At 66.0% G+C, this 23,927-nt stretch carries 21 protein-coding genes; 18 read left to right on the forward strand and 3 right to left on the reverse strand.

The genetic code is table 11. The annotated features are described in order from the left end of the window. Nucleotides 1-310: oxidoreductase C-terminal domain-containing protein (locus STE01S_RS16815; RefSeq protein WP_303745191.1), on the forward strand; the 310-nt coding region annotated here is incomplete at its 5' end. Between the two features lie 3 nt (nucleotides 311-313). On the opposite strand, the gene STE01S_RS16820 is transcribed toward STE01S_RS16815, so the two are convergent. Further along, nucleotides 314-640 (reverse strand): DUF423 domain-containing protein, encoded by a 327-nt coding sequence (locus tag STE01S_RS16820; RefSeq protein ID WP_062769839.1) that lies wholly within the window; start codon nucleotides 638-640, stop codon nucleotides 314-316. 83 nt (nucleotides 641-723) lie between these two features. On the opposite strand from STE01S_RS16820, the gene STE01S_RS16825 reads away from it, so the two are divergent. The 6 genes from STE01S_RS16825 (at nucleotide 724) to STE01S_RS20890 (ending at nucleotide 5,872) form a co-directional block, all read left to right on the forward strand. Then, nucleotides 724-1,938 (forward strand): glycosyltransferase family 4 protein, encoded by a 1,215-nt coding sequence (locus STE01S_RS16825; protein WP_062769842.1) that lies wholly within the window; start codon nucleotides 724-726, stop codon nucleotides 1,936-1,938. Between the two features lie 9 nt (nucleotides 1,939-1,947). Next, the gene (locus STE01S_RS16830) at nucleotides 1,948-2,499 is read left to right on the forward strand and encodes a sigma-70 family RNA polymerase sigma factor (RefSeq protein ID WP_062769844.1); all 552 of its coding nucleotides are present in this window, start codon (nucleotides 1,948-1,950) and stop codon (nucleotides 2,497-2,499) included. Then, the gene (locus tag STE01S_RS16835; protein ID WP_062769847.1) at nucleotides 2,492-3,211 is read left to right on the forward strand and encodes an anti-sigma factor family protein; all 720 of its coding nucleotides are present in this window, start codon (nucleotides 2,492-2,494) and stop codon (nucleotides 3,209-3,211) included. Before STE01S_RS16830 ends, STE01S_RS16835 begins: the two co-directional genes overlap by 8 nt. 154 nt (nucleotides 3,212-3,365) lie before the next feature. Then, nucleotides 3,366-3,929 carry an alkyl hydroperoxide reductase subunit C gene (gene ahpC / locus STE01S_RS16840; protein ID WP_062769850.1) on the forward strand — a complete coding sequence of 188 codons (564 nt, stop codon included), beginning with the start codon at nucleotides 3,366-3,368 and terminating at the stop codon, nucleotides 3,927-3,929. A 136-nt stretch (nucleotides 3,930-4,065) separates the two neighbouring features. Beyond that, complete coding sequence (ahpF, locus tag STE01S_RS16845) at nucleotides 4,066-5,649, forward strand: alkyl hydroperoxide reductase subunit F (RefSeq protein WP_062769853.1); 1,584 nt, start codon at nucleotides 4,066-4,068, stop codon at nucleotides 5,647-5,649. Nucleotides 5,650-5,743: 94 nt separating this feature from the next. Then, nucleotides 5,744-5,872 (forward strand): hypothetical protein, encoded by a 129-nt coding sequence (locus tag STE01S_RS20890; protein ID WP_255266001.1) that lies wholly within the window; start codon nucleotides 5,744-5,746, stop codon nucleotides 5,870-5,872. On the opposite strand, the gene STE01S_RS16850 is transcribed toward STE01S_RS20890, so the two are convergent. After that, the gene (locus tag STE01S_RS16850) at nucleotides 5,869-6,777 is read right to left on the reverse strand and encodes an AraC family transcriptional regulator (RefSeq protein ID WP_062769856.1); all 909 of its coding nucleotides are present in this window, start codon (nucleotides 6,775-6,777) and stop codon (nucleotides 5,869-5,871) included. The genes STE01S_RS20890 and STE01S_RS16850 overlap by 4 nt on opposite strands. Nucleotides 6,778-6,874: 97 nt before the next feature. Here STE01S_RS16850 and STE01S_RS16855 point away from each other — a divergent pair, with 97 nt between their 5' ends. Continuing rightward, a complete protein-coding gene (locus STE01S_RS16855; protein WP_062769956.1) occupies nucleotides 6,875-7,618 on the forward strand; it encodes an SDR family oxidoreductase in 744 nt (247 codons plus the stop codon). 70 nt (nucleotides 7,619-7,688) lie between these two features. Here STE01S_RS16855 and glpD read toward each other — a convergent pair whose 3' ends face one another. Further along, nucleotides 7,689-9,209 (reverse strand): glycerol-3-phosphate dehydrogenase, encoded by a 1,521-nt coding sequence (glpD, locus tag STE01S_RS16860; protein WP_062769859.1) that lies wholly within the window; start codon nucleotides 9,207-9,209, stop codon nucleotides 7,689-7,691. 187 nt (nucleotides 9,210-9,396) lie between these two features. Here glpD and zwf point away from each other — a divergent pair, with 187 nt between their 5' ends. The 10 genes from zwf to STE01S_RS16910 all read left to right on the forward strand — a co-directional run bounded on the left by zwf (nucleotide 9,397) and on the right by STE01S_RS16910 (nucleotide 23,835). Next, a complete protein-coding gene (zwf, locus tag STE01S_RS16865) occupies nucleotides 9,397-10,800 on the forward strand; it encodes a glucose-6-phosphate dehydrogenase (RefSeq protein WP_051066284.1) in 1,404 nt (467 codons plus the stop codon). Nucleotides 10,801-10,896: 96 nt separating this feature from the next. Next, nucleotides 10,897-12,738, forward strand: a complete 1,842-nt coding sequence (gene edd / locus STE01S_RS16870) for a phosphogluconate dehydratase (protein WP_062769862.1) — start codon at nucleotides 10,897-10,899, stop codon at nucleotides 12,736-12,738. A 92-nt stretch (nucleotides 12,739-12,830) separates the two neighbouring features. After that, nucleotides 12,831-13,451, forward strand: a complete 621-nt coding sequence (gene eda, locus STE01S_RS16875; protein ID WP_062769865.1) for a bifunctional 4-hydroxy-2-oxoglutarate aldolase/2-dehydro-3-deoxy-phosphogluconate aldolase — start codon at nucleotides 12,831-12,833, stop codon at nucleotides 13,449-13,451. 202 nt (nucleotides 13,452-13,653) lie between these two features. After that, entirely contained in the window at nucleotides 13,654-15,192 is a 1,539-nt protein-coding gene (locus STE01S_RS16880) for an HAD-IB family hydrolase (protein WP_255266002.1), read from the forward strand. Nucleotides 15,193-15,301: 109 nt separating this feature from the next. Then, nucleotides 15,302-17,653, forward strand: coding sequence for a glycerol-3-phosphate 1-O-acyltransferase (locus STE01S_RS16885; protein ID WP_062769871.1), 2,352 nt, complete (start codon nucleotides 15,302-15,304; stop codon nucleotides 17,651-17,653). Between the two features lie 140 nt (nucleotides 17,654-17,793). Continuing rightward, the gene (locus STE01S_RS16890; RefSeq protein WP_255266003.1) at nucleotides 17,794-19,362 is read left to right on the forward strand and encodes a wax ester/triacylglycerol synthase family O-acyltransferase; all 1,569 of its coding nucleotides are present in this window, start codon (nucleotides 17,794-17,796) and stop codon (nucleotides 19,360-19,362) included. 20 nt (nucleotides 19,363-19,382) lie between these two features. Further along, nucleotides 19,383-20,831, forward strand: coding sequence for a DUF3336 domain-containing protein (locus STE01S_RS16895; protein ID WP_062769876.1), 1,449 nt, complete (start codon nucleotides 19,383-19,385; stop codon nucleotides 20,829-20,831). Further along, nucleotides 20,828-21,679, forward strand: coding sequence for an alpha/beta hydrolase (locus STE01S_RS16900; protein ID WP_062769879.1), 852 nt, complete (start codon nucleotides 20,828-20,830; stop codon nucleotides 21,677-21,679). Before STE01S_RS16895 ends, STE01S_RS16900 begins: the two co-directional genes overlap by 4 nt. A 109-nt stretch (nucleotides 21,680-21,788) precedes the next feature. Then, nucleotides 21,789-22,721 (forward strand): alpha/beta fold hydrolase, encoded by a 933-nt coding sequence (locus STE01S_RS16905; protein WP_062769882.1) that lies wholly within the window; start codon nucleotides 21,789-21,791, stop codon nucleotides 22,719-22,721. Between the two features lie 112 nt (nucleotides 22,722-22,833). Beyond that, complete coding sequence (locus STE01S_RS16910; protein ID WP_003038838.1) at nucleotides 22,834-23,835, forward strand: NAD(P)H-dependent glycerol-3-phosphate dehydrogenase; 1,002 nt, start codon at nucleotides 22,834-22,836, stop codon at nucleotides 23,833-23,835. The last annotated feature ends 92 nt before the right edge of the window (nucleotides 23,836-23,927 follow it).

Genomic DNA, 23,927 nt, shown 5'->3' on the forward strand with positions numbered 1-23,927 from the left:
GGCCAAGGGCATCTGCGGCGCCGAGGCGCCCTATCATGCCATCCCCTGGTTCTGGTCGAACCAATATGACCTCAAGCTCCAGACCGCCGGGCTGTCGACGGGCCACGACCAGGCGGTGCTGCGCGGCGATCCCGCCAGCCGCAGCTTCTCGGTCGTCTACCTGAAAGCCGGCAAGGTCATCGCGCTCGACTGCGTCAACGCGACCAAGGATTATGTCCAGGGCCGCATGCTCGTCACCGCCGGCACCGCCGCAACCCCCGAACAGCTCGCCGATACCGACACACCCCTCAAGGAACTGATCACAGGCTGACGATCAGCTGCGCCAGTAGAGCCACGCGGCCCACAGCCAGCCGGCGATCAGCAGGGTGCCGCCCACGGGTGTGACGGCGCCCAGCCAGCGCGGCCCGCCGAGCGCCATCGCATAGAGGGTGACGGCAAAAAGTCCGCCGCCGATCAGCAGCATGATCGCCGGGCCGCGTGCGGTCCCAATGATCGCGAGCGCCGCAACCGCGTGGACCAGTTGATACAGACCGCCGGTGCGCAGCCAGTCGGCCTCCTGGGGTCCCGCCGCGCCATGCGCCCCGAAGGCACCCGCCGCGACCGCCAGTGCCGCCGAAATCGCCGCGAACAGTCCGATCATCTCCGTCTCTCCTTTGTAGCCATAATCTTAGCGTGCCGAGCGCGCCGATGGAATAAGCCGCGCCGCGGGGGCGTAAACCGGGCATGAAGCATGTTCTGGAATCGGGGCGGGTCGCGGGGCGTTCGCCCGCCGGCCGGCCGCTGCGCATCGCGCTCTTCTCGGGCAATTACGACTGCGTGCGCGACGGCGCCAATCGGGCGCTCAACCGCCTCGTCGCCTATCTGCTCGATCGCGCAGGAATGGCGGTCCGCATCTATTCGCCGACCGCGCCGACGAAGGCGTTCGAATCGGTCGGCGATATTGTCTCGGTGCGCTCGGCGAGCATCCCGGGGCGCCCCGAATATCGCCTCGCGCTTGGCTTCACGGGCGCTGCCCGCGCCGACCTCGAGGCATTTGCCCCGGATATCGTCCATCTCTCGGCGCCCGATATCTTGGGCCGCCAGGCACAAAAATATGCGCGGGCCGCGGGCATTCCGGTAGTCGCGAGCCTCCACACGCGCTTCGAAACCTACCCCGAATATTATCATCTCGGCTTTCTGCGCCGGCCGATGGAGGCCTATCTGCGGCGCTTTTACGGCGATGCCGATCATATCCTTCTGCCGACGCCGCCGATCCTCGACGAATTCGCGGCGCTCTACGGCCGCGACAATGTGTCGATCTGGTCGCGCGGGGTCGACCGTACCGCCTTTCATCCCGCGCTGCGTAGCAACGCTTTCCGTGCCCGGCTCGGCTATACACCCGGCGATGTGGTGCCGCTATTTTTCGGGCGGCTGGTGCTCGAAAAGGGGCTCGGCGTCTTTGCCGACACGATCGAGGCGCTCCGCGCGCGCGGCTATAATGTGCGCCCGATGATCGTCGGCGAAGGACCGGCGCGTGACTGGCTGGCGCGGCGGCTGCCCAATGTCGCCTTCCTGGGCCATCTGGCCGGCGCCGACCTTGGCTGCGCGGTGGCCAGCGCCGACATATTGGTCAATCCCAGCGTGACCGAGGCTTTCGGCAACGTCAATCTGGAGGCGATGGCATCGGGGATCGGGGTCGTGTCGGCCGACGTTCCCAGCGCCTCGTCGCTGATCGTGCATGGCGGCACCGGCCTGCTGGTCCCGCCGCACGACGCCGCGGCCTATGCCGATGCGATCGCGCAGCTTATCGACGAATCCGCGCAGCTCGCGGTGCTGCGCCGCGCCGCCGCGGTCGCCGCGGACCGCTATTGCTGGGACGATATTCTCGCCGGGGTCGCGGCGCTCTATGGCCGGCTCGCCGGAACCGCTACTGTCGCGGCACTGGCGAGAGTCGCCTGAGGAGTTTCGATGCGCAAGGGCCGCGACACCGATCCCGATATCGATGGCGATCTCGCCGCGATGCGACGCTATGCACGCTCGCTCGCGCGCGACGATCAGGATGCCGACGATGTGGTCCAGGATGCGCTGCTGCGCGCGATCGAACGGCGCGATACCTTTCGGGCCGAAGGCAATCGCCGCGGCTGGCTGCTCGCGATCGTCCACAATGTCTTCGTATCGGGCACCCGCCGCCGCGCGGCCGAAGCGCGGCGCAACGATCGTTTCGCCGATACGCTCGCGACGCAGGCCGACGCGGCGCAGGAACATCATGCGCGGCTGCGCGAAATCGCGCGCAGTTTCGCCGCGCTTCCCGACCATCATCGCGCGGTGCTGCACCTGACCGCGGTCGAAGGCCTCAGCTATCAGCAATGCGCCGACCTTCTGGCCGTCCCGATCGGAACGGTGATGTCGCGCGTTGCGCGCGCGCGCGCGGCGCTCCGCGATCTCGAAAATGGACGCGAGGACACGGACGGACGGCGCCGCGCCGCGCCGCTGCGACTGGTTGGAGGACAGGATGACTGACGGGCCGAACGAAAGCGAACTCACCGCCTATGTCGACGGGCAACTCGATGTCGAAGGGCGTTTCGCCGTCGAGGATCATCTGCGCCGTAACCCCGACCTCGCCGCACGCGTGATGGGCGATCTCGGCGCACGCAGCGCCTTGCAGCTTCTGGCGCAGGACAGGCGCGCGATGCCCGCCGCGGTCGCGGCGCTCGGCCGTGATCTGGCAGAGCCGGCCCGGCGCTGGGGTCGCTGGATGTCGGTCGGCGGCACCTCGGTCGCCGCAGCGGTTGTCGCGCTGCTGTTCGTCGCAACCCAGGGACCGCCCGCCTATGTCGATTATGCCATCTCGTCGCACCGCATCGCGATGATGCGCGCCGAGCTCGATTCGCAGGCCGAAACGACGCATTACGACGCGCGCGAGATTGCGAGCACCACCAATATCGCGATTCCCAGCGTGCCGAAGAGCTGGAAGATCACCGACGTTCAGCTTTTCCCGACCGAACGCGGCCCGGCCCTGCTCGTCGCGGTCCGCACCCAGGCGGGCGATCCACTGTCGCTCTTTGCGCTGCACCAGCGTTCAGGCGCGCCCGAACGCCCCGACGCGGTGCGCGAAGGCGCGCAATCGGTGGCCTATTGGCGCCGCGGCGACATGTCCTACGCGCTGGTCGGCAACACCGGGCCGGGCGCGATCGACGCGACGGCGGAGAAGCTGGCGCGAAGCTGGTCCTGACGATGATGCAAGCCGCGCGACATGTGTTCGAAAGATTGACAATTCAAGGCGTTTTTGATCGATAAAATCGATCATGGCGGCGCGGATTTCCAATTTCCGCACTGCAACATAAATCGCTAGGGGGGGGGGCTCCACAAACAAAAGGAGGCTCTCCATGTCCGTGCTCAACACCACCATCAAGCCCTTCAACGCGACCGCGTACAAGGACGGCAAGTTCGTCGAAATCAGCGACGAAACCGTCAAGGGCAAGTGGGCCGTCTTCTTCTTCTATCCGGCTGACTTCACCTTCGTCTGCCCGACCGAGCTCGAAGACCTCGCCGACATCTATCCGACGCTGCAGAACATGGGCGTCGAAGTGTTCGCGGTGTCGACCGACACGCATTTCTGCCACAAGGCGTGGCACGACACCTCGCCGGCGATCGGCAAGATCAATTACTATATGGTCGGCGACCAGAACCACAATCTGTCGAACAATTTCGAAGTTCTGCGCCAGGGCGTCGGCCTTGCCGACCGCGGCACCTTCGTGCTCGACCCGCAGGGTGAAATCCAGCTTCTGGAAATCACCCCCGAAGGCGTGGGCCGCAACGCCGCCGAACTGCTCCGCAAGATCAAGGCGCTGCAGTACTGGGTCAGCCACCCCGGCGAAGTCTGCCCCGCCAAGTGGGAAGAAGGCGCCGAAACGCTCGCGCCCTCGCTCGACCTCGTCGGCAAGATCTAAGGTATAATCGTCCGTGTGTCCCCGCGAAGGCGGGGACCCAGAGCGTTAATTCGCTACACTTGCGCTCTACGGCCCTGGGCTCCCGCCTTCGCGGGAGCACACGGATTTTCTTTGAAACCAGGCAGGAATCTTCCCCATGCTCGACGCCAATATGAAGCAGCAGCTTCAGGGTCTTCTCACGAACCTTCGTGAACCGATCGAATTGCTCTCGTCACTCGGCGACGATGCGAAGTCGGTCGAGCTGGCGGCGCTCCTCGACGATATCGCCGCGCTGTCGGACAAGGTCAGCGTGACGCGCACCGACGACGATGCGCGCCGGCCCAGCTTCCTGATCCGCCGCGCGAGCGACGCCCGTGTCGCGGTGCGCTTCGCGGGCATCCCGCTCGGCCATGAATTCACCTCGCTCGTCCTCGCGCTGCTTCAGGTCGGCGGCCACCCGCCGAAGGTGAGCGCCGAGGTGCTCGAGCAAGTGACGGCGCTCGACGGCGACTTCCACTTCGAAACCTATTTCTCGCTGTCGTGCCAGAATTGCCCCGACATCGTGCAGGCCTTGAACCTGATGAGCGTGGTCAACCCGCGCATCACCCACACCGCGATCGACGGCGGGCTGTTCCAGGCCGAGGTCGAGGATCGCAAGATCATGGCGGTGCCGACGATCTTCCTGAATGGTCAGAATTTCGGTCAGGGCCGCATGGAGCTCGAACAGATCCTCGCGAAGCTCGACAGCGGTGCCGAAGCCAAGGCGGCCGAAAAGATCGCTGCCAAGGACGCGTTCGACGTGCTCGTTGTCGGCGGCGGCCCCGCGGGCGCCGCGGCCGCGATCTACGCGGCACGCAAGGGCATCCGCACCGGCATCGCGGCCGAACGCTTCGGCGGGCAGGTGCTCGATACGATGGCGATCGAGAATTTCATTTCAGTCCAGCACACCGAAGGTCCGAAGCTCGTCGCGCAGCTTGAGAGCCACGTCAAAGACTATGACGTCGACATCATGAACCTGCAGCGCGCCGAAAAGCTGATCCCGGCAAAGGCCGAGGGCGGGTTGCACGAAGTCGTGCTTGCCAATGGCGCGTCGCTCAAGGCGCGCACCGTGATCCTCTCGACCGGTGCGCGCTGGCGCCAGCTCGGCGTGCCGGGCGAGGATGCCTATCGCAACAAGGGCGTCGCCTATTGCCCGCACTGCGACGGCCCGCTCTACAAGGGCAAGCGCGTCGCGGTGATCGGCGGCGGCAATTCGGGCGTCGAGGCGGCGATCGACCTTGCCGGCATCGTCGCGCACGTCACCCTGATCGAATATGACAGCCAGCTCCGCGCCGACGCCGTCCTCCAGCGCAAGCTCGCGAGCCTGCCCAATGTCCGGATCATTACCTCGGCGCTGACCACCGAAGTGCTCGGCGACGGCGAAAAGGTGACCGGGCTTGCCTATAAGGACCGCAATTCGGACGAACTGCATCAGGTCGAACTCGAAGGCATCTTCGTTCAGATCGGCCTCGTGCCGAACACAGAATGGCTCAAGGACAGCGTCACCCTGTCGCGCCACGGAGAGGTCGAGGTCGACCATCGCGGCGAGACGAGCCAGCGCGGCATCTTCGCCGCGGGCGATTGCACGACCGTCCCCTACAAGCAGATCGTGATCGCGATGGGCGAAGGATCGAAGGCGGCGCTGTCGGCCTTCGACTACATGATCCGCCTGCCGGTGGGTGCGGAAGCCGAGGCGGCGTAACGCCATATTTTCGTCATGCCGGACTTGATCCGGCATCCATTCGCGGCGCAAGCTCGCATGGACCCCGGATCAGGTCCGCGGCGACGAGAGCAGGATGACCGACAAGAAGAAACCGCCCGCACCAATTCCGCTCTGCCGATTCGAAGAACTGGCCGAGCGCGAGAACAGGCTGCGCGACGAAGCGGCGCGCAAGGCCGCAAAGCCGACGCGCAAACCGCGCTAGCCGGCCGTCATTGCAAAGCGCCGCGGCGGCACGCCCACCGCGCGCGCAAAGGCGGTGCTGAACGCGCTCGCCGACCCATAGCCCACACGCTCGGCGATTTCGTCGATCTTGCCCGCGCGGCGGCGCAACATGTCCTTGGCCAGGCTCATGCGCCAGCTTTGCACATACTCCATCGGCGGCACGCCGACGGTGCGCGCGAAACGGTCGAAAAAGGCCGATCGCGACAGCGCCGCTTCCTGCGCAAGCGCCGCGACCGTCCAGACGTGCGCGGGGGCATCGTGGATGCAGCGGATCGCGCTCGCCAGCCGCGGGTCGCCGAGGCCGCGTAGCATCCCCGGCGGCGCCTCGTCACCGCCCGCAGCGCGTAGCGCCTCGACCAGCAGTATCTCGACCAGCCGCGCGAGCACCAGATCGCGCCCCGGCCTGTCGCCGTCCGCTTCGCTGCGCACCATCTGCACCAGCGCCGCCAGCCGCTCGGCTCCGCGCAGATGGATCAGGGCGGGAAGCTGCGATACCAGCAGGCCGGCGTCGGGCGAGGCAAAGGCGAAATAGCCGCCGAGCATCCGGACATCGGGCTCACCGTCGGGCTCGCCATGCCGCATCTCGCCCGAAAATCCGGTGGTGTCATGGGGATCGATCATGACCGGATCGCAGGTAGCCCCTGCGTCGATGGCCGACATGGTGAAGCCCGGCGTCGCAGGCAACAGCACGAAATCGCCGGCAATCAGCGTGACCGGATCGGCGCCATCGACCGTCAACCGGCAGCGACCTTGCAGCACCGTGCAAAAGCTCAGGTCGCCGAAGGATGAATAGCGCACCGCCCACTGCCCGCGTCCGCCGATCCCTTTCGCGAAGACCGTGCTGGGGCGCAGCAGCGCGATAAGATCGGAGAGTGGGTCGGCCATATCCGGACTATCTGTAATAAATTGCGGATTTCACATTATAGATCGTATCGCGTTCTCTGCCTAGATCCTTTCCATCACCCTGATGAAAGGAAGAATGATGAAACGGATTCTGATCACCGGCTGCTCGTCGGGCTATGGCCTCGAAACCGCACGCCATTTTCATGCGGGCGGCTGGACCGTGATCGCGACGATGCGCAACCCGGCCGCCGCGCCGCTCGAACCTTCGGCGCGGCTTCGCCTGCTGCCGCTCGACGTGACCGATGACGATAGCATCGCCGCCGCCGTCGCCGCTGCCGGGCCGATCGACGTTCTCGTCAACAATGCGGGGATCGGCCTGTTCGGCGCGCTCGAACATTCGCCGCTGCGTCGCATCCGCGACGTCTATGCCACCAACAGCCTCGGCACCATCGCCATGACGCAGGCGGTGATCCCGCAGATGCGCGAACGCCGGTCGGGAACGATCGTCAACGTCACCTCGTCGGCGACGCTCGCCTCTTTCCCTTATGCCGCCGCCTATACGGGCAGCAAGACCGCGATCCAGGGCTTCACCGGCAGCCTCGCGCACGAACTCGAACCGCTGGGTATCGGGGTGAAACTCGTCGAGCCGGGCTATGGCCCCACCACCGCCTTTACCGCGAACACCGATGTTGCGCTCGCCGACGTGCTGCCCGAACCCTATGGCAGCCATGCTGCGCCGATCCTTGCTGGCATGGCGCAGTCCGCGCTCTTCACGACCGAGGCCGACGTCGCCGCGGCGGTGTGGGACGCGGTGCACGACCGGACGGGCCGCAGCCATTTTCCGGCGGGCGCCGATGCGTTGGCGATCGCCGCTGGGGCCTAGAGCATTTTCCAGTCAGGTGGAATTACCTGACGATTCAGAAAATGCGGAAAAACTGGAATCTAAAGGGCGCTTACTCGGGAAGCGCGGGCTTGACGGCGATGCCGTCCAGAAAAGCATCGAGCCGCTTGATGTCCTCGGCGGTGAAATGCAGCCCCAGCTTGCTACGCCGCCACAAAATGTCGTCGCTCGTCTGCGCCCATTCGCGGTCGATCATCCAGCGGATTTCGGCAGCCGACAGCCCGTGCGCGATCTCGCCGCCCAGATCGTCCCAGTTTTCGGCCGTACCGAGCCACGCCCGCGCGTCGGTGCCATAGGCCTTGACGATGCGGTCGACCGTCGCGGCTGAGAGGAAGGGGTGGGCAAGCCGATAGTCGGCCTTCAGCGCCGCCGCGCCGTCGGTCCGAAAATCGCCGCCGGGGAGCGGCGCGCCGGCGGTCCAGCGCGCCCCGGTCAGCGCGGCGACATGCGCCGCCAGATCGTCTACCGCATGTTCGGCGACATGGCGGTAGCTGGTGATCTTGCCGCCATAGATGGTGAGCAGCGGCGCGCCTTCTTCCAGGTCAAGGTCGATGCGGTATCCGCGCGTTGCCGCCTCGGGCTTGCCCGATCCGTCCTCGACCAGCGGCCGCACCCCCGAATAGGTCCACAAGACATCGTCGGGGCCGATCTGCGCGGCGAAATACTGGTTCGCTCCCTCGCACAGATAGGCGATTTCCTCGGCACTTGCATGCACGTCGGCCAGCGATCCCTTATGATCCTGGTCGGTCGTCCCGATCAGCGTGAAATCGCGCTCATAGGGGATGGCGAAAAAGATGCGTCCGTCGGGAAGCTGGAAGAAATAGGCGAAATCATGGTCGAACAGCTTGCGCACCACGATGTGCGATCCGCGCACCAGCCGCATCTGATAATCGGGCGGCGCGGCGGCGCGGCGCAGCAGGTCGAGCACGGCGGGGCCGGCGGCGTTGACAAGACTGCGGCCCGTAAAGCGATAGGCTTGGCCGTTCGCGCCGGTCGCCTCGACCACCCATAACCCGTCCTCGACGCGCATCAGGTCGGCGCGGGTGCGCGTCTTGATCCGCGCCCCGCGGTCGGCGGCGTCGCGCGCGTTCAGCGTCACCAACCGCGCATCGTCGACCCAGCCGTCCGAATATTCGAAACCCTTGGCATATTGCGGCTGCAGCGGCGCGCCCGCCGGATGCCGCGCCAGGTCGATCGACCGCGTCGGCGGCAATTTCCGGCGTCCGCCGATATGGTCATAGAGGAACAGGCCGAGCCGCAGCAGCCAACGCGGGCGCAGACCGTCGCGATAGGGGAGGACAAAGCGCATCGGCCAGATGATGTGCGGTGCGATGCCCCACAATATCTCGCGCTCGGCCAATGCCTCGCGCACCAGGCCGAATTCATAATGCTCCAGATAGCGCAGCCCGCCGTGGATCAGCTTGGTCGAGGCCGAGGAGGTGCCCTGCGCCAGATCGCCCTGTTCGATCAGCAGCACCCGCGCCCCGCGCCCCGCGGCATCGCGCGCGACGCCGGCCCCATTGACGCCGCCGCCAATCACGATGACATCATAGGGGATGGGCGCGTCGGTCATGGCGCGTTCCTATGCCAGAAGCGGGCGGCTTGCCAATGGCGATGCAAAGCTATGCGGCTTACGTATGCGCGTTGCAATCGCCAGGGGCTTTCGCCACCGTCCCTGTCCGTTATCCAAGGGGATATTTGTGAGCGTCAAAGTCGAAACATTGGTGCTGTTCGGGGCGACGGGCGATCTTGCCCATCGCATGCTCTTCCCCTCGCTCTACAATCTGCACATGGACGGGCTGCTCGACGATGCGATGACGATCGTCGCCTCGGGCCGCTCGCAGATGGACCGGGCAGGGGCGCACGCGATGGTGCGCGCCGCGCTCGACGACCATCTCGCGGGCGATCGCATCGACGAAAGGGTGATCGCCGCCTTCTTGGACCGGATCGACTATTGCGCGGTCGATGCCGGCGCGGGGACGGGGTACGACCGGCTGGCCGAAATGCTCGGTGACCGGATGAACCGTCCGATCGGCGCCTATCTGTCGACCCCGCCGTCGATGTTCGGCCCGATCGCGCAGGGTCTTGCCGCCGCCGGGATCGCCTGCGCCGAATGCCGGATCGCGATGGAAAAGCCCATCGGCCACGATCTCGCCTCGTCGCGTGCGGTCAACGAACAGGTCGGCAGCGCCTTTGCCGAGGATCGCGTTTTCCGCATCGACCATTATCTGGGCAAGGAAACGGTCCAGAACCTGCTCGCGCTGCGTTTCGCGAATATGCTGTTCGAACCCCTGTGGAACGCGCAGGCGATTGACCATGTCCAGATCACCGTGGCGGAAACCGTCGGCCTCGAAGGCCGCGTCTCCTATTATGATGGCGTCGGTGCATTGAAGGATATGGTGCAGAACCATATGCTCCAGCTTCTCGCGATCATCGCGATGGAGCCGCCGGCGAGCGTCTCGGCGACCGCGGTGCGCGACGAAAAGGTCAAGCTGCTGCGGTCCTTGCGCAAGATGCGCGCCGACGATGTCAAGGCGCACAGCGTCAAGGGTCAGTACACGAGCGGCGCGGTGAACGGCGCGGCGGTCGCGGGCTATGCCGACGAGCTGGGCCATCCGTCGAACACCGAAACCTTCGTTGCGCTCAAGGCCTATATCGACAATTGGCGCTGGAAGGGCGTGCCCTTTTACCTGCGCACCGGCAAACGGATGCCGCAGCGCAAGTCGGAGGTGCTGATCCAGTTCAAGCCGGTGCCGCATAATATCTTCGCGCGCGTCGGCGCGGGCCGGCTCGACGCCAACAGCATGATCATCAACCTGCAGCCCGAAGAGAATATCCGGGTCAAGGTGATGGCGAAGCAGCCGGGGCTCGACCGCGACGGGGTGAAGCTCAAAGAGGTCACGCTCGACGTGTCGCTCTCGCACAGTTTCGAGGGCGAGCGGCGGCGCATCGCCTATGAACGGCTGCTGCTGGACTTCATCGAGGGCGATCAGACGCTGTTCGTGCGCCGCGACGAGGTCGAGGCGCAGTGGGAATGGATCGATTCGATCCGCGATGCCTGGGCGTCGGTCGATCTGGCGCCGCAGACCTACACCGCGGGAAGCTGGGGGCCGTCGAGCGCGATCGCGCTCATCGAACGCGACGGAGCGAGCTGGCATGACTAGTTTTTTTGATCGTCATCCCGGCGAAGGCCGGGATCTCGACCTCGCATTTTGCTGCAACGGTGAGACCCCGGCCTTCGCCGGGGTGACGAGGTAAATATGACCACCCTCCACCCCACGATCGCCGCCGTCACCGACCGCATCACTCGCCGCAGCGCCCAGCGCCGCGCCGCCTACCTCGATCTGATGCAGCGTCAGCGCGAGGCCGGAACCAATCGCGGCAATCTGTCGTGCGGCAACCTTGCGCATGGCTTCGCGGCGTCGGGCGAGGACAAGCCCGCGATCCGCGCGGGCGCCGAGATGAATATCGGCATCGTCACCGCCTATAATGACATGCTGTCGGCGCATCAGCCCTATGGCCGCTACCCCGAACAGATCAAGATTTTCGCGCGTGAAGCCGGTGCGACGGCGCAGGTCGCGGGCGGCGTTCCCGCAATGTGCGACGGGGTGACGCAGGGACAGGCGGGCATGGACCTGTCGCTGTTCAGCCGCGACAATATCGCGCAGGGCACCGCGATTGCGCTTAGCCACGCGATGTTCGAGGGCGCGTTGCTGCTCGGCATCTGCGACAAGATCGTTCCCGGCCTGCTCATCGGCGCGCTGCGTTTCGGCCATCTGCCCACGATCCTCATCCCGGCCGGGCCGATGCCGTCGGGCCTCGCGAACAAGGAAAAGGTCCGCGTCCGTCAGCTATATGCCGAGGGCAAGGTCGGCCGCGACGCGCTGCTCGAGGCGGAGGCGGCCAGCTATCATGGCGCGGGCACCTGTACCTTCTATGGCACCGCCAATTCCAACCAGATGATGATGGAATTGATGGGGCTGCACATTCCCGGCAGTGCCTTCGTCAATCCGGGCACCAAGCTGCGGCAGGAACTGACCCGTGCGGCGACGCGCCGGCTGACCGAAATCGGCTGGACCGGCGACGATTATCGCCCGCTCGCGCGCTGCGTCGATGAAAAGGCAATCGTCAATGCCGCGATCGGCCTGCTCGCGACCGGCGGTTCGACCAACCATGCCATCCACCTGCCGGCGATCGCGCGCGCGGCGGGCATCATCATCGACTGGCAGGATTTCGACGAACTGAGCCACGCCGTGCCGCTGCTCGCGCGCGTCTATCCGAATGGCGCGGGCGATGTGAACAATTTCCACGCCGCGGGCGGGATCGGCTATGTCGTGCGCGAACTGCTCGGCGCCGGACTGCTCCACGGCGATGTGCTCACGGTGGGCGGGTCAATGGCCGATTATTCGGGACAGCCGGTGCTGGTCGACGATGCGCTTCATTGGGAGGCCGCACCCGAAACGTCGCGCGACGATACGATGCTGCGTCCCGTTTCCGCGCCTTTTTCGCCCGACGGGGGCATGCGGCTGCTGTCGGGCAATCTCGGCCGCGCGATCATCAAGACGAGCGCGGTTGCCCCGGATCGCTGGACGATCGAAGCCCCGGCGCGCCTCTTCGACGATCAGGATCAGGTGCTCGCTGCATTCAAGGCGGGCGAACTCGACCGCGACTGCGTCGTCGTCGTGCGCTTCCAGGGGCCGCGCGCCAACGGCATGCCCGAACTCCACAAGCTCACCCCGGCGCTCGGCGTGCTGCAGGACCGCGGCTACCGCGTCGCGCTGCTCACCGACGGCCGCATGTCGGGGGCGAGCGGCAAGGTGCCTGCGGTGATCCACCTCTCGCCCGAGGCGCTGCCCGGCCCCGACGGGATCAGCGGCCCGCTCGCCTGTTTGCAGGACGGCGACATGGTGCACGTCTGCGCGGTAAAGGGCGAGGTGACGGCGCTCGTTGATCCTGCTGAATGGGCCGCGCGGACGCCCGCCATCGCCCCGCCGCCCGCACTCGGCGTCGGGCGCGAGCTGTTCGCGCTGTTCCGTCACCACGCCGACGAGGCGGAGAAGGGCGGGTCGGCGGTGCTGGCAGCGATGGAGACCGTCACCTAAGCCGTCGCCCCCGCGAAGGCGGGGGCCGCTATCGGCCTAGCGCCACCCTTGCCAACGGCCCCCGCCTTCGCGGGGGCGACGAAGGAAACAGAATGACCGACAAGTCCATCGACCAGATCATGGCGCTAGCCCCCGTCATCCCGGTGATCGTCATCGACCGCGTCGAGGACGCCGTCCCGATGGCCGAGGCGCTCGTCGCGGGCGGTCTGCCAGTGCTCGAGGTCACGCTGCGCACCCCCGCCGCGCTTGCCGCGATCGCGGCGATGAAGGCGGTGCCGGGCGCGGTCGTCGGCGCCGGTACCGTCCTCGATCCCGCGATGCTGGCGGGCGCGATCCATGCGGGCGCCGAATTCATCGTCTCGCCGGGGCTGACCGACAATCTCGGCGAGGCGGCGGTCGCGAGCGGCATTCCCTTCCTTCCGGGTACGGCCAATGCCGGCGACATCATGCGCGGCATGGATCTTGGCCTTTCGCATTTCAAATTCTTCCCGGCCGCGACGAGCGGCGGCATCCCTGCGCTCAAGGCGCTCGCGGGGCCGTTCGGGCAGGCGCGCTTCTGCCCCACCGGCGGCATCACCGCCGCGACAGCACCCGAATGGCTGGCGCTGGATCCGGTGCTGTGCGTCGGCGGTAGCTGGGTCGTCCCCGCGGGGCCGCTCGATCCGGCCCGGATCGAGACACTCGCGCGCGAGGCATCGGCGTTCAAACCCTGATTGTCACCCCGGCGAAGGCCGGGGTCTCAACCCGGCATCCTTCCGCACCGGCGAGACCCCGGCCTTCGCCGGTATGACGAAATTGGGACGGGCGCTCACTCTTTCGCGCCATTGATTAACCCCATTTTACCTGTCATCGTGCAGGGATAAGGCGGTACAGCCGCCAGTGGGGGAGATGCGCGTGCCAAGGCCGCAGCCGCATTTGGAAGAAGTTCTCGCGTCCGAACCCGGATCGCATATCGCCGCGCTCTTCGATTTCGACGGAACGATCATCGCCGGCTATTCGGCGACCGCGATGCTGCGCGAAAAGCTGCAGCGCCGCGAAATGTCGGTCGAGGAGATCGCCGAGACCGCCAATGTCATCGCGCAGCACAGCCTGGGCGCGATCGGCTTTTCGGGGCTGATGAGCGGCGCCGCCAAATTCATGAAGGGCGTCGAAGAGGAAAGATTCGTCCAGTTCGGCGAAGAACTCTACAAAAAGCATATCGCGCGCAAAATCTATCCCGAGACGCGCGCGATCATTGAGGCGCATCAGGCCAAGGGACACCGCGTCGCGATCATTTCATCGGCAACGATCTACCAGATCGAACCGACCGCGCGCGACCTTGGCATATCCGACATCAAATGCTCGGCCTATGAGATTGAGGACGGCGTGTTCACCGGCGACATCATCCGCCCGCTCTGCTTCGGCGAGGGCAAGGTGATCGCCGCCGAGGAACTGGCGGCGGAATATGGTCTCGACCTCGATCAGAGCTATTTCTATTCGGACAGCGACGACGACATCGAACTGCTCGAACGCGTCGGCAAACCGCGGCCGCTCAATCCCAATATGAAATTGAAGGCGATCGCCGACGAGCGAAACTGGCCGGTGCAGCGCTTTGCGAGCCGCGGCACGCCCTCCTGGGTCGACTATACGCGTACCATCTACGCCACCGGCTCGCTGATCGGCGCTTTCGCTGCCGGCCTGCCGATCTGGGCGCTCACCCGCTCGCAGCGCGAGGCGGTCAATTTCTCGATGGGGCTGTTCGGCGATTTCGCCACCGCGATCACCGGCGTCGAACTCGAGGTCGAAGACGAACGCCACCTGTGGTCGTCGCGCCCGTGCATCTTCATCTTCAACCACCAGAGCAAGGCGGACGTGATGATCCTCGCCAAGCTCATCCGCCGCGACATGGGCGGGGTAGGGAAGAAGGAGATCAAGGACATCCCCATATTGGGGAAGCTGATGGAATGGGGCGGTACCGTCTTCGTCGACCGCGCCGACGGCAAGAGCGCGATCAAGGCGATGGAACCGCTGGTCGAGGCCATTCAAAAGGAAGGCAAGTCGATCTGCATCGCCCCCGAAGGGACGCGCAGCCTGACGCCGAAGCTCGAGCCTTTCAAAAAGGGCGCCTTCCACCTTGCGATGCAGGCGGGCGTGCCGATCGTCCCGATCGTCATCCACAATGCGACCGACGTCGCGCCGAAGAACGAATTCGTGATGCGCCCCGCGACGGTGCGCGTCACCGTCCTGCCGCCGGTCGAAACGTCCGATTGGCAGGTGAAGACGCTGAACGCCCATGTTCGCGACGTGCGCAACATGTTCCTGCGCACCCTCGGCCAGCCCGAGGAGACGGTCGCGGAATCGGTTGCGAAGGAGGCGGCGCCCACGGCAAAACCCGAAAAAGCGCCGAAGAAGGCGGCTACCAAGAAGCCTCCCGCCAAGAAAAAGCCGACGCCCCGAAAGGCAAAGAAGGCCTAGCCCATGTTTCACCTCGTCATTGCGAGCGAAGCGAAGCAATCCAGGGCGGGTTACGCCACGCTGGATTGCTGCGTCGCTTCGCTCCTCGCAATGACGGTGGTTTAAGGCCATGGCCGACGGCACGCCCCGCAGCGAATTCGTCGCGGAGCAGGTGGCCGACCGGCTTTACATCATCGACGCGCGCAACCGGATCGAGCGGCAGATTTTGCTCGACTGGATCCATGCGACCTCGGTCGATCCGGGCGGGGAAGGGGCGCCGATGTGGGTCAGCCTCGCGATCGCCGACGACGATCATGCCCTCGACCTCGACGCGCTCAAGGCGCGGCTGGCGGGCGATCCTGCGCGCAGGGTGGTGCCGCTGCGCGTCGCGTGGCGCATCCCCGGTTTCGAGCGCGATCGCGCGCTGAAATTTCGGCATCTGATCTTCGGCGACCCGCGCCGGCCGGGGCCGCTGCGCGCGCGGTTCATCCTGTGGCGCGACCGGCGCCGGGCGCAGATCCTTGTCGGCGAAGCGGCAACGCAGACCGAGCTGAAGGCACGCTATCTTGCGCAGACCGGAGGCGGTGACGGCTGCGAGGAGGGGAGCAGCGAGTTTGCGGGCTTCGTCGCGCGGCAGGCGGGGCTCGCGCTCGACGTCGCCGAACGCGGCATCCGCGGCAGCCGCTACAAGGTGCCACGCTTCGTTGCCGACTCGCTGCGTACCAACCCCAAATTCCGCGCCGCGCTTGCCGATCTTGCCGGCCAGCTCGGCCGTCCCGTCGCCGATCTCTACCGCGAGGCGCGCCCGCTGATGAAGGAGGTCATCGCGACCCCCAGTGCGCTGTTCCTCGACCTGCGCGCGCGGCTCGACCGGATGATGTTCGGCGGCTATGCGCCCGAGATGGAGGTCGACGCGGCCGAGCTTGCAAAGCTGCGCTCGGTGCTGCGCGAACATCCGACCGCGATCCTGTTCACGCATAAAACCTATATCGACGGCGCGACCCCCAGCCGCCTCGCCTATGAAAATGACCTGCCGATGCTGCACAGTTTCGGCGGCGCCAATCTCGACTTCGCGATCATGGGCCAGTTCTTCCGCCGCTCGGGAATGATTTTCATTCGCCGCAGCTTTCAGGATCAGCCGGTCTACAAGCTGGTGCTGCGCCACTACATCGCCTGGCTGCTCGCCAAGCGCTTCCCGCTGTCCTGGGCCTTTGAAGGGACTCGCTCGCGCCTCGGCAAGCTGATGCCGCCTAAATATGGCCTGATGAAATATGTCCTCGACGCCGCGCACGCGACCGGGACGCAGGGGGTGCATTTCGTGCCCTTCGTCACCAGTTTCGACCTGATCCGCGATGTCGAGGAATATGCCGCGGAACAGACCGGGCGGACCAAGAAACCTGAAAGCCTCGCCTGGTTCATCGGCTATATGAAGAGCCTCAAGGAACCGTCGGGGCGCATCCGTCTCGACATCGGCGATCCCGTCGTCATTCCGGAGGCCCCGGCCCCCGACGACCGGCGCGCGCTGGAGCGTATCGCCTTCGCTGTCGCGGTCGAGGCGAACCGCGTCACCCCGCTTACCGTCACCTCGGTTATGTGCCTCATCCTGCTCGGCACCGCGCCGCGCGGCGTGACCGAGGCAGAGATGATCGCGACGATCGCGCGCATCACCGCCTGGGCGCGCGAGCGCGGCATCCGCCTCAGCCGCGAGCTCGAAGGCGGCGACGCCGCGGCGCTCGCGGCGACGCTCGACACGCTCGTCGAGGGCGGCCTGCTCACGCGGTTCGAGGCCGGCAGCGAGACCGTCTATTCGATCGACCCCGCCAAGCATCCGATGGCGAGCTATTATCGCAACATCATCGCGCATCATTTCCTCGACCGCGCGATGATCGAGCTGGCGCTGTTCGAGCTGCGCGATGCCGACAGCAAGGATTCGACCGCCGCCTTCTGGGCGCGGATCGACCGGCTGCGCGATCTGTTCAAATTCGAATTCTTCTACCCGCCGCGCGGCGAACATCTGGCCGCGCTGGAGGCCGAACTTGCGCGCATCGACCCTGCCTGGGCCAAGCGACTGGCGAGCGGCGACCGCGGCGTTGCGCAGCTCATTCGCCGCTGTCAGCCGATGGTCGGCCATGCGATCCTGCTACCCTTTGCCGAGGCCTATTCGGTCGTTGCCGACATTCTGGCGCGCGCGCGCCCCGGCGATCCGGTCGATGAAAAGGCGCTGCTCGACGCCGCGCTGATCGAGGGGCGGCAGGCCTGGCTCTTGCGCCGGATCAGCAGCGAAGCGTCGATCGGAAAATTGCTCTTCGCCAACGCCCTGTCGCAGATGCGCCATATGGGGCTGGCGGAAACCGCGACCCCTGACGGATTGCGCGCGCGCCGCGCACTGCTCGTGGAACTCCGCGGGCTCGCCAACGTCATGGAATCGATGCGGCTGGCCACGCTCGCGCTCGCCGACCGATTGCCGGGGACGGGAGAATGACATGACACCGCGTTCGTCATGGCGAGGAGCCGCAGGCGATGCGGCAATCGCCCGCCTTTGTCCCGGCGCCCGGCCGGTGACGGGAGATTGCTTCGCTCCGCTCGCAATGACGGGATCATCGATGTTGGATGGAGGTTCGCATGCTTAAGCAACTCAGCGCCCAGGACGCCCAGTTCCTCTATACCCAGACCGCGAACAATCTGACGCATATCATGGGTATCTATATCTACGACCCGTCGACGGCGCCGGGCGGCTTCGTGCGGTTCAAGGACATCATCGCGCACGTCCAGTCGCGCGTCGACACATCGCCGCTGTTCAAACGTCGGCTCCACCGGCTGCCGCTCGATCTCGACCATCCCTATTGGGTCGAGGACGAACATTTCGACATCGAAGCGCATATGAGCCACGCGCGCCTGCCCGAACCCGGCGACTGGCGGCAATTCTGCATCGCGGTCGCGCGCTATTTCTCGAAGCCGATGGATATGAACCGGCCGCTTTGGGACATCTATATCATCGAGGGGCTCGACCGCATCCCCGGCATCCCGAAGGGCAGCTTCGCGATGCTCCACCGCGTCCATCACGCCGCGGTCGACGGCGCATCGGGCGCGCATGCCTTCATCGCGATGAGCGACATCGACGCCAAGGGGACGCCGGCAATCCCCGGCGCGCCGGTCGAGGATCTCGGGCGCGCGCCGTCGAGCGCGGAGGTCGCCACGCGCGCCTGGACCGCGTCGATGCAATCGCCGGTCAAATTCATGAACGCGCTGCTCAAGGTGTCGCCCTCGCTGATGACCGCGGCGCGCAAGTCGATGCTCAGCGATCAGGGGATGACCGCGGGCGTCCCCGAAACGCGCTTCAACGCACCCGTCGGCCCGCACAAGATGTTCGACGCGACCCGGGTTGCGCTCGCCGATATCGCGAAGGTGCGGGCAAAGGTGCCCGGCGCGACGGTCAACGACGTCATCCTTGCGACCTGCGCCGGCGCGCTGCGCAAATATCTTCAGGCGCATGGCGAACTGCCCAAGGAAAGCGTCGTCGCGGTCGCCCCGATCAACCGGCGCGGCAAGGGCGGCAAGGCCGACAGTCCCGGCAATCAGGTGACCGCGATGAGCGTGCCGCTGCGCACCGACATCGCCGATCCGCTGAAGCGCCTCGCGGCGATCCGCGACTATACGGTGGAGGCGAAGGAGGCAAAGGCGGGCGTCAGCGCGCGGATCATGACCGACCTGTCGCAGCATATTCCGGGCGCGACGATGGCGGCGGTTGCGCGCATCCTGACGAGCGAGCGGTTCGCGGTGCGCGGCACCAATCTTTTTATCTCGAACGTGCCGGGCGCGCAGGTTCCGCTCTATCTCGCGGGCGCGCAGCTTGTGCAGCAATATGGCGCGGGCCCGCTCGCCAACAATATGGGGCTGTTCATCGCGACCCCCAGCTATAACGGTCAGGTCGGCTTCTCGATCATCTCCGAACGCGCGATCATGCCCGACATCGCCTTCTTTCGTACGTGCATCGACGAAAGTTTCGCCGACTTGCTCGCCGCTCAGCCCACGCCCGAAAAGGCTGCTGCCGGGCACAAAGCCGCTACGGCAAAGCCGAAAGCGGCGGCAAAGCCCGCGGCCAAGGCAAAGCCGACGGCGAAACCTGCCACGAAGGGCAGGGCGAAACCGGTTGCCAAAGCCGCCGCTAGCGGCAAGAATCGCAAAAAATAGGCGAGTTGCAGGACCATCGAATGATCTTTTCCCCGACGCTCAGCGTGGACGCCGATCTGGCGAAGGCGCCCGACTATGCCGCCTGGACCAGAGCGGCGATTGCTGCCGACGGCAAATCGGGGATGCAGGTGTGGCGCGACGCCGACGAAAGCAAGCATTTCGACTATCGCGCGATCCGCGCCCGCCTCGAACGGCTGCGCAAGCTGTCGGCGGCGGGCGATGTGAAGGGGCTGCTCTTCGTCCTCAACGAAGGCATCCACGGCAATATCGACGGCATGGGCCACGAACGCCTGTATCAAAAGGCGCGCTTCGGCACCAAAAGGCTGATCGAGGATTATGTGGCAGAGGTCGTCTCCGCGCTGGGCAAGATCGCCGCGGCGCGCAGCATCCCGCGCGACGAAAAGCGCGATTTCTTCCGCCGCGCCCAGCATTGCTACGGCCGTTCGGCGCTGCTGCTGTCGGGGTCGGGCAGCTTTCTCTATTTCCATGTCGGCGTCGTGAAAGCGCTGTGGGACGAAGGCGTGCTGCCGACGATCCTCGCGGGATCGAGCGGCGGGTCGATCGTCGCCGCGGTCGTCTGCACGCGCAAGGATGCCGAAGTCGGCGCCTTTCTGGCCAGCGACAAGCTCGCCAGCGCCGACCGCGATCCCGAAGTGCGCCGCCTCGCCCCTGATGAGGTCGCCGCGCGCCTCGCCGAACTCATTCCCGACCTGACCTTTCAGGAAGCCTATGAAGTCAGCGGCCGGCATCTCAACGTATCGGTCGCGCCGGCCGAAAAATATCAGAACGGCCGCCTGCTCAACGCGATCACTGCGCCCAATGTGCTGATCCGCGAAGCGGTGCTTGCCTCGTGCGCGGTACCGGGCGTCTTTCCGCCGGTCATGCTGATGGCGCGCGACGAGGCGGGCAAGCGCGTGCCCTATCAGCCCGACCGGCGCTGGGTCGACGGGTCGGTGACGCACGACATTCCGACCAAGCGGCTCGAACGCCTCTACGGCGTCAACCATCATATCGTCAGCCAGGCGAACCCGCTCGCGCTGCCTTTCGCGACCGACACGCGCAAGCAGATGGCGCCGATCGAGGCCATTCAGCATGCGTCGATGGCGACCTTCAAGGCGTGGCTCAACGCCAATATGGTGATCTTCCAGAAGCCCCTCGAACTGGTGCCGCCGCTCAACAGCCTCGCCAATATGGCGCGCTCGCTGATCAATCAGGAATATACCGGCGACATCAACATCATCCGGCCGCCCAAATTCTGGTCGCCGACGAAGATTTTGTCCGATCTGTCGCAGGACGATATCGACGAACTGATCGACACCGGCATGCGCACCGCCTGGCCGAAGATCGAGATGGTGCGCACCCAGACCGCGATCAGCCGCGCGCTCGACGCCATCCTCGCGCGCATCGACAAGGGCGGCGACGACGGCCCCGGCCACCGCAGCGCGGCGCTCAAAAAGCCGGTCCGGTGAGCGGCGCGGGGGTGATGCTGCCGCCGGGATCGGCGGGCGTCGGCGCGATGCTGCACGTCACCCATTGGCTTCCCGCCGCGGCGCCCAAGGCCGTGATCCTCCTCGCGCACGGCTATGCCGAGCACGCCGGGCGTTACGCCCATGTGGCAAAACGGCTCACCGACGCCGGCTATGCCGTCTATGCGGTCGACCATTGGGGCCATGGCAAGTCGGATGGCGAGGGGGGCTATGTCCCGCGCTTTTCGGCCTTCACCGACGGCATGGCCGAACTGCTGACGCTCGTCGAGGTCAACCATCCGGGCGCGCCGCGCCTGCTGCTCGGACACAGCATGGGCGGCCTGATCGCGACGCTGTTCCTGATCCACCGGCAGGACGCCTTTGTCGCCGCCGCACTGTCCGGCCCGGCGATTGTCCCCGGTGCGCCGCCTTCGCGCTTTACCGTCTGGATCAGCCGCTTTCTGTCGCGCTTTTTTCCGCGCCTCGGCGTATTGGCGCTCGATCCCAACGGGGTGAGCCGCGATCCGGCGGTGGTCGCCGCCTATCTTGCCGATCCGCTTGTCTATACGGGAAAGATCGGCGCGCGGCTCGGCAAGGAATTCATGGACGCGATGGCGGCCGCGCAGGCAGGCGCACCGAAAATCAGGCTGCCGATCCTGCTCCAGCACGGCGACCATGACAGCCTCGCCTCGGTGGCGGGGTCGCACTATCTGTTCGACCATGTCGCCTCGGCCGACAAGCGCCTCGAAATCTATCCCGGCCTGTTCCACGAGATCTATAACGAGCCCGAACGCGATGCGGTGCTGGACGATCTGATCGGCTGGTTTGACGCGCATGTTCCGCGGCCATAGCCAAAGTCCGTTCGTGCTGAGCTTGTCGAAGCACCGTCCTTCTGGTGAACGCCGAAAGAAAGAACGGCCCTTCGACAAGCTCAGGGCGAACGGAAGAGGGAATTAGACAATGAAAATCCTTCTCATCCTCCTCTTCGCGCCGCTCATCGCGCTCGCGATCTTCTATTTCGTCTTCCCCGGCCGCCTCGTCGCGATCGGTCGCGCGCTGCTCCGGCGGCGCGGCGGCACGGTGCAGAAAAGCGTTACCGTCGACGGCCGCGCCTGGCCCTATCTGGAGGGCGGCGATCGCGCGAAGCCGACGCTGCTGCTCGTCCACGGCTTTTCGGGCGACAAGGATAATTGGTCGTTTCTCGCCCCCTTTCTGACGCGCGACTATCATGTCGTCGCACCCGATCTCCCCGGCTTCGGCGAGAATGAACGCAACCCCGATCTCGCCTATGACATCGAAGCGCAGACCGCGCGGCTGAAGGCATTCGTCGATGCGCTCGGACTGCGGCAGCTGCATATCGCGGGCAACAGCATGGGCGGCTGGATCGCGCTGCGCTACGCGCTCGACTTTCCCGATGCGCTCGCCAGCCTGATCCTGATCGACAATGCCGGGGTCGCGGGCGCGAATGAGAGCGACCTTCAGAAGCAGGCGGCGAACGAGGATTATAACCCGCTCGTCCTGGCGGGTATCGAGGATGCCGACCGCCTCGTCGCGATGGTCGTCCACAAACCGCCCTTCGTGCCGTCGCGATTGAAGCCGGTGCTCTATGCCGACGCGCTCAAATATCGCGATCAGCTCGATACCGCCTTCTGGGTTATTGCGACCGAGATGCGCGACCGGCCGCTCAACGACCGGCTGGGCGAGGTGACGGTGCCGACGCTGATCATCTGGGGCCGCCACGACCGGCTGATCGACGTCAGCTGCGTCGCCGTGCTCGAAGCGGGCATCGCGAACAGCCGCGCGCATGTGCTCGATCATGTCGGCCATGTCCCGATGGTCGAGGACCCGAAGGCCACCGCCGCGCTGATGAAGGATTTTCTCGCCGGGCTCTGAATTCACCCAGCCGCGCAGCGGTGGGGAGGGGGACCATGCCTGCGGCACGGGGAGGACCGGCTTGCCAATCGCGCGCAAGCGCGCCACTCTCGCCCGAAACAGGGAGAGAGACATGCGCCTGAAAGTGGGCCTCCTCGGCGGGGGGAGCTGGGGGACGACGGTCGCCGCGACGGTATCGCGCAACGCGCCGATCACCTTGTGGGCGCGCGACGCCGAAACGGTCGATGGCATCAACCGCGATCAGGAAAACCGCAAATATCTGCCCGGCATCCGCCTGCCCACGGCGCTGCGCGCGACGGCCGATCTCGGCGAAGCGGTGGCGGGCGCCGACGTCCTCGTCATGGGCGTGCCGTCGCACAGCTTTCGCGCGGTGCTGGAGGAAGCACGCGATCATCTGCGCCCCTGGGTGCCGGTGATCAGCCTGACCAAGGGACTCGAACTCGCGACCGGCAAGCGGATGACCGAGGTAATCGAAGAGGTGCTGCCCGGCCATCCCGTCGGCGTGCTCACCGGCCCCAATCTCGCGCGCGAGATCATGAGCGGCCAGGCGGCGGCGAGCGTACTGTCGATGGAGGATGAAATCGTCGTGCGCGCGCTGCACCCGCTTTTCCATTCGGGGCTGTTCCGCGTCTATACCAACACCGACCTGCTCGGTTGCGAACTCGGCGGGGTGCTCAAGAATATCATCGCGATTGCGGTCGGCATGGGCGACGGGCTCGGCGCGGGCGACAATACGCGCGCCGGGCTGATGACGCGCGGGCTGGCCGAAATCACCCGGCTCGGCGTCGCGATGGGCGGGCGCCCCGAAACCTTCGCCGGTCTGACCGGCATGGGCGACCTGATCGCGACCTGCACCAGCCCGCTGTCGCGCAACCGCCACGTCGGGGTCGAACTCGGCAAGGGGCGCCATATCGACGCGATCATCGCCGACATGCACATGGTCGCCGAAGGCGTGAAAAGCGCGCCCACGGTGATGGCGCTCGCCGATCGCCACGGTATCGCGATGCCGATCGCGCGCGACGTCTTCGACGTGACGCAGGGCAAACGGACCGCGCAGGACGTGTTCCGCGGGCTGCTCAAATCGAGCGTCGGTGACGAGGCGCATCCGGGGTAGGGGCGTCGGACGGAGGCGCCGCCTCGCTTGCGGGGACGGCCGTGGACGATTCCGCCGCGAGGCGTGTCGAATCCTCGTCGGTCCGTGAAGAA

The organism is Sphingopyxis terrae subsp. terrae NBRC 15098, assembly GCF_001598815.1.
GTDB lineage: Bacteria > Pseudomonadota > Alphaproteobacteria > Sphingomonadales > Sphingomonadaceae > Sphingopyxis > Sphingopyxis terrae.

What these genes read in the sequence shown, in the direction of transcription:
- STE01S_RS16910 (WP_003038838.1), top strand. Translation starts at nt 22,834, where the DNA reads ATGCGCCTGAAAGTGGGCCTCCTCGGCGGGGGGAGCTGGGGGACGACG.
- STE01S_RS16890 (WP_255266003.1), top strand. Translation starts at nt 17,794, where the DNA reads ATGCTTAAGCAACTCAGCGCCCAGGACGCCCAGTTCCTCTATACCCAG.
- ahpF (WP_062769853.1), top strand. Translation starts at nt 4,066, where the DNA reads ATGCTCGACGCCAATATGAAGCAGCAGCTTCAGGGTCTTCTCACGAAC.
- STE01S_RS16895 (WP_062769876.1), top strand. Translation starts at nt 19,383, where the DNA reads ATGATCTTTTCCCCGACGCTCAGCGTGGACGCCGATCTGGCGAAGGCG.
- zwf (WP_051066284.1), top strand. Translation starts at nt 9,397, where the DNA reads ATGCTCTTCCCCTCGCTCTACAATCTGCACATGGACGGGCTGCTCGAC.
- STE01S_RS16850 (WP_062769856.1), bottom strand. Translation starts at nt 6,777, where the DNA reads ATGGCCGACCCACTCTCCGATCTTATCGCGCTGCTGCGCCCCAGCACG.
- eda (WP_062769865.1), top strand. Translation starts at nt 12,831, where the DNA reads ATGACCGACAAGTCCATCGACCAGATCATGGCGCTAGCCCCCGTCATC.
- ahpC (WP_062769850.1), top strand. Translation starts at nt 3,366, where the DNA reads ATGTCCGTGCTCAACACCACCATCAAGCCCTTCAACGCGACCGCGTAC.
- STE01S_RS16835 (WP_062769847.1), top strand. Translation starts at nt 2,492, where the DNA reads ATGACTGACGGGCCGAACGAAAGCGAACTCACCGCCTATGTCGACGGG.
- STE01S_RS16855 (WP_062769956.1), top strand. Translation starts at nt 6,875, where the DNA reads ATGAAACGGATTCTGATCACCGGCTGCTCGTCGGGCTATGGCCTCGAA.
- edd (WP_062769862.1), top strand. Translation starts at nt 10,897, where the DNA reads ATGACCACCCTCCACCCCACGATCGCCGCCGTCACCGACCGCATCACT.
- glpD (WP_062769859.1), bottom strand. Translation starts at nt 9,209, where the DNA reads ATGACCGACGCGCCCATCCCCTATGATGTCATCGTGATTGGCGGCGGC.
- STE01S_RS20890 (WP_255266001.1), top strand. Translation starts at nt 5,744, where the DNA reads ATGACCGACAAGAAGAAACCGCCCGCACCAATTCCGCTCTGCCGATTC.
- STE01S_RS16905 (WP_062769882.1), top strand. Translation starts at nt 21,789, where the DNA reads ATGAAAATCCTTCTCATCCTCCTCTTCGCGCCGCTCATCGCGCTCGCG.
- STE01S_RS16820 (WP_062769839.1), bottom strand. Translation starts at nt 640, where the DNA reads ATGATCGGACTGTTCGCGGCGATTTCGGCGGCACTGGCGGTCGCGGCG.
- STE01S_RS16830 (WP_062769844.1), top strand. Translation starts at nt 1,948, where the DNA reads ATGCGCAAGGGCCGCGACACCGATCCCGATATCGATGGCGATCTCGCC.
- STE01S_RS16825 (WP_062769842.1), top strand. Translation starts at nt 724, where the DNA reads ATGAAGCATGTTCTGGAATCGGGGCGGGTCGCGGGGCGTTCGCCCGCC.
- STE01S_RS16885 (WP_062769871.1), top strand. Translation starts at nt 15,302, where the DNA reads ATGGCCGACGGCACGCCCCGCAGCGAATTCGTCGCGGAGCAGGTGGCC.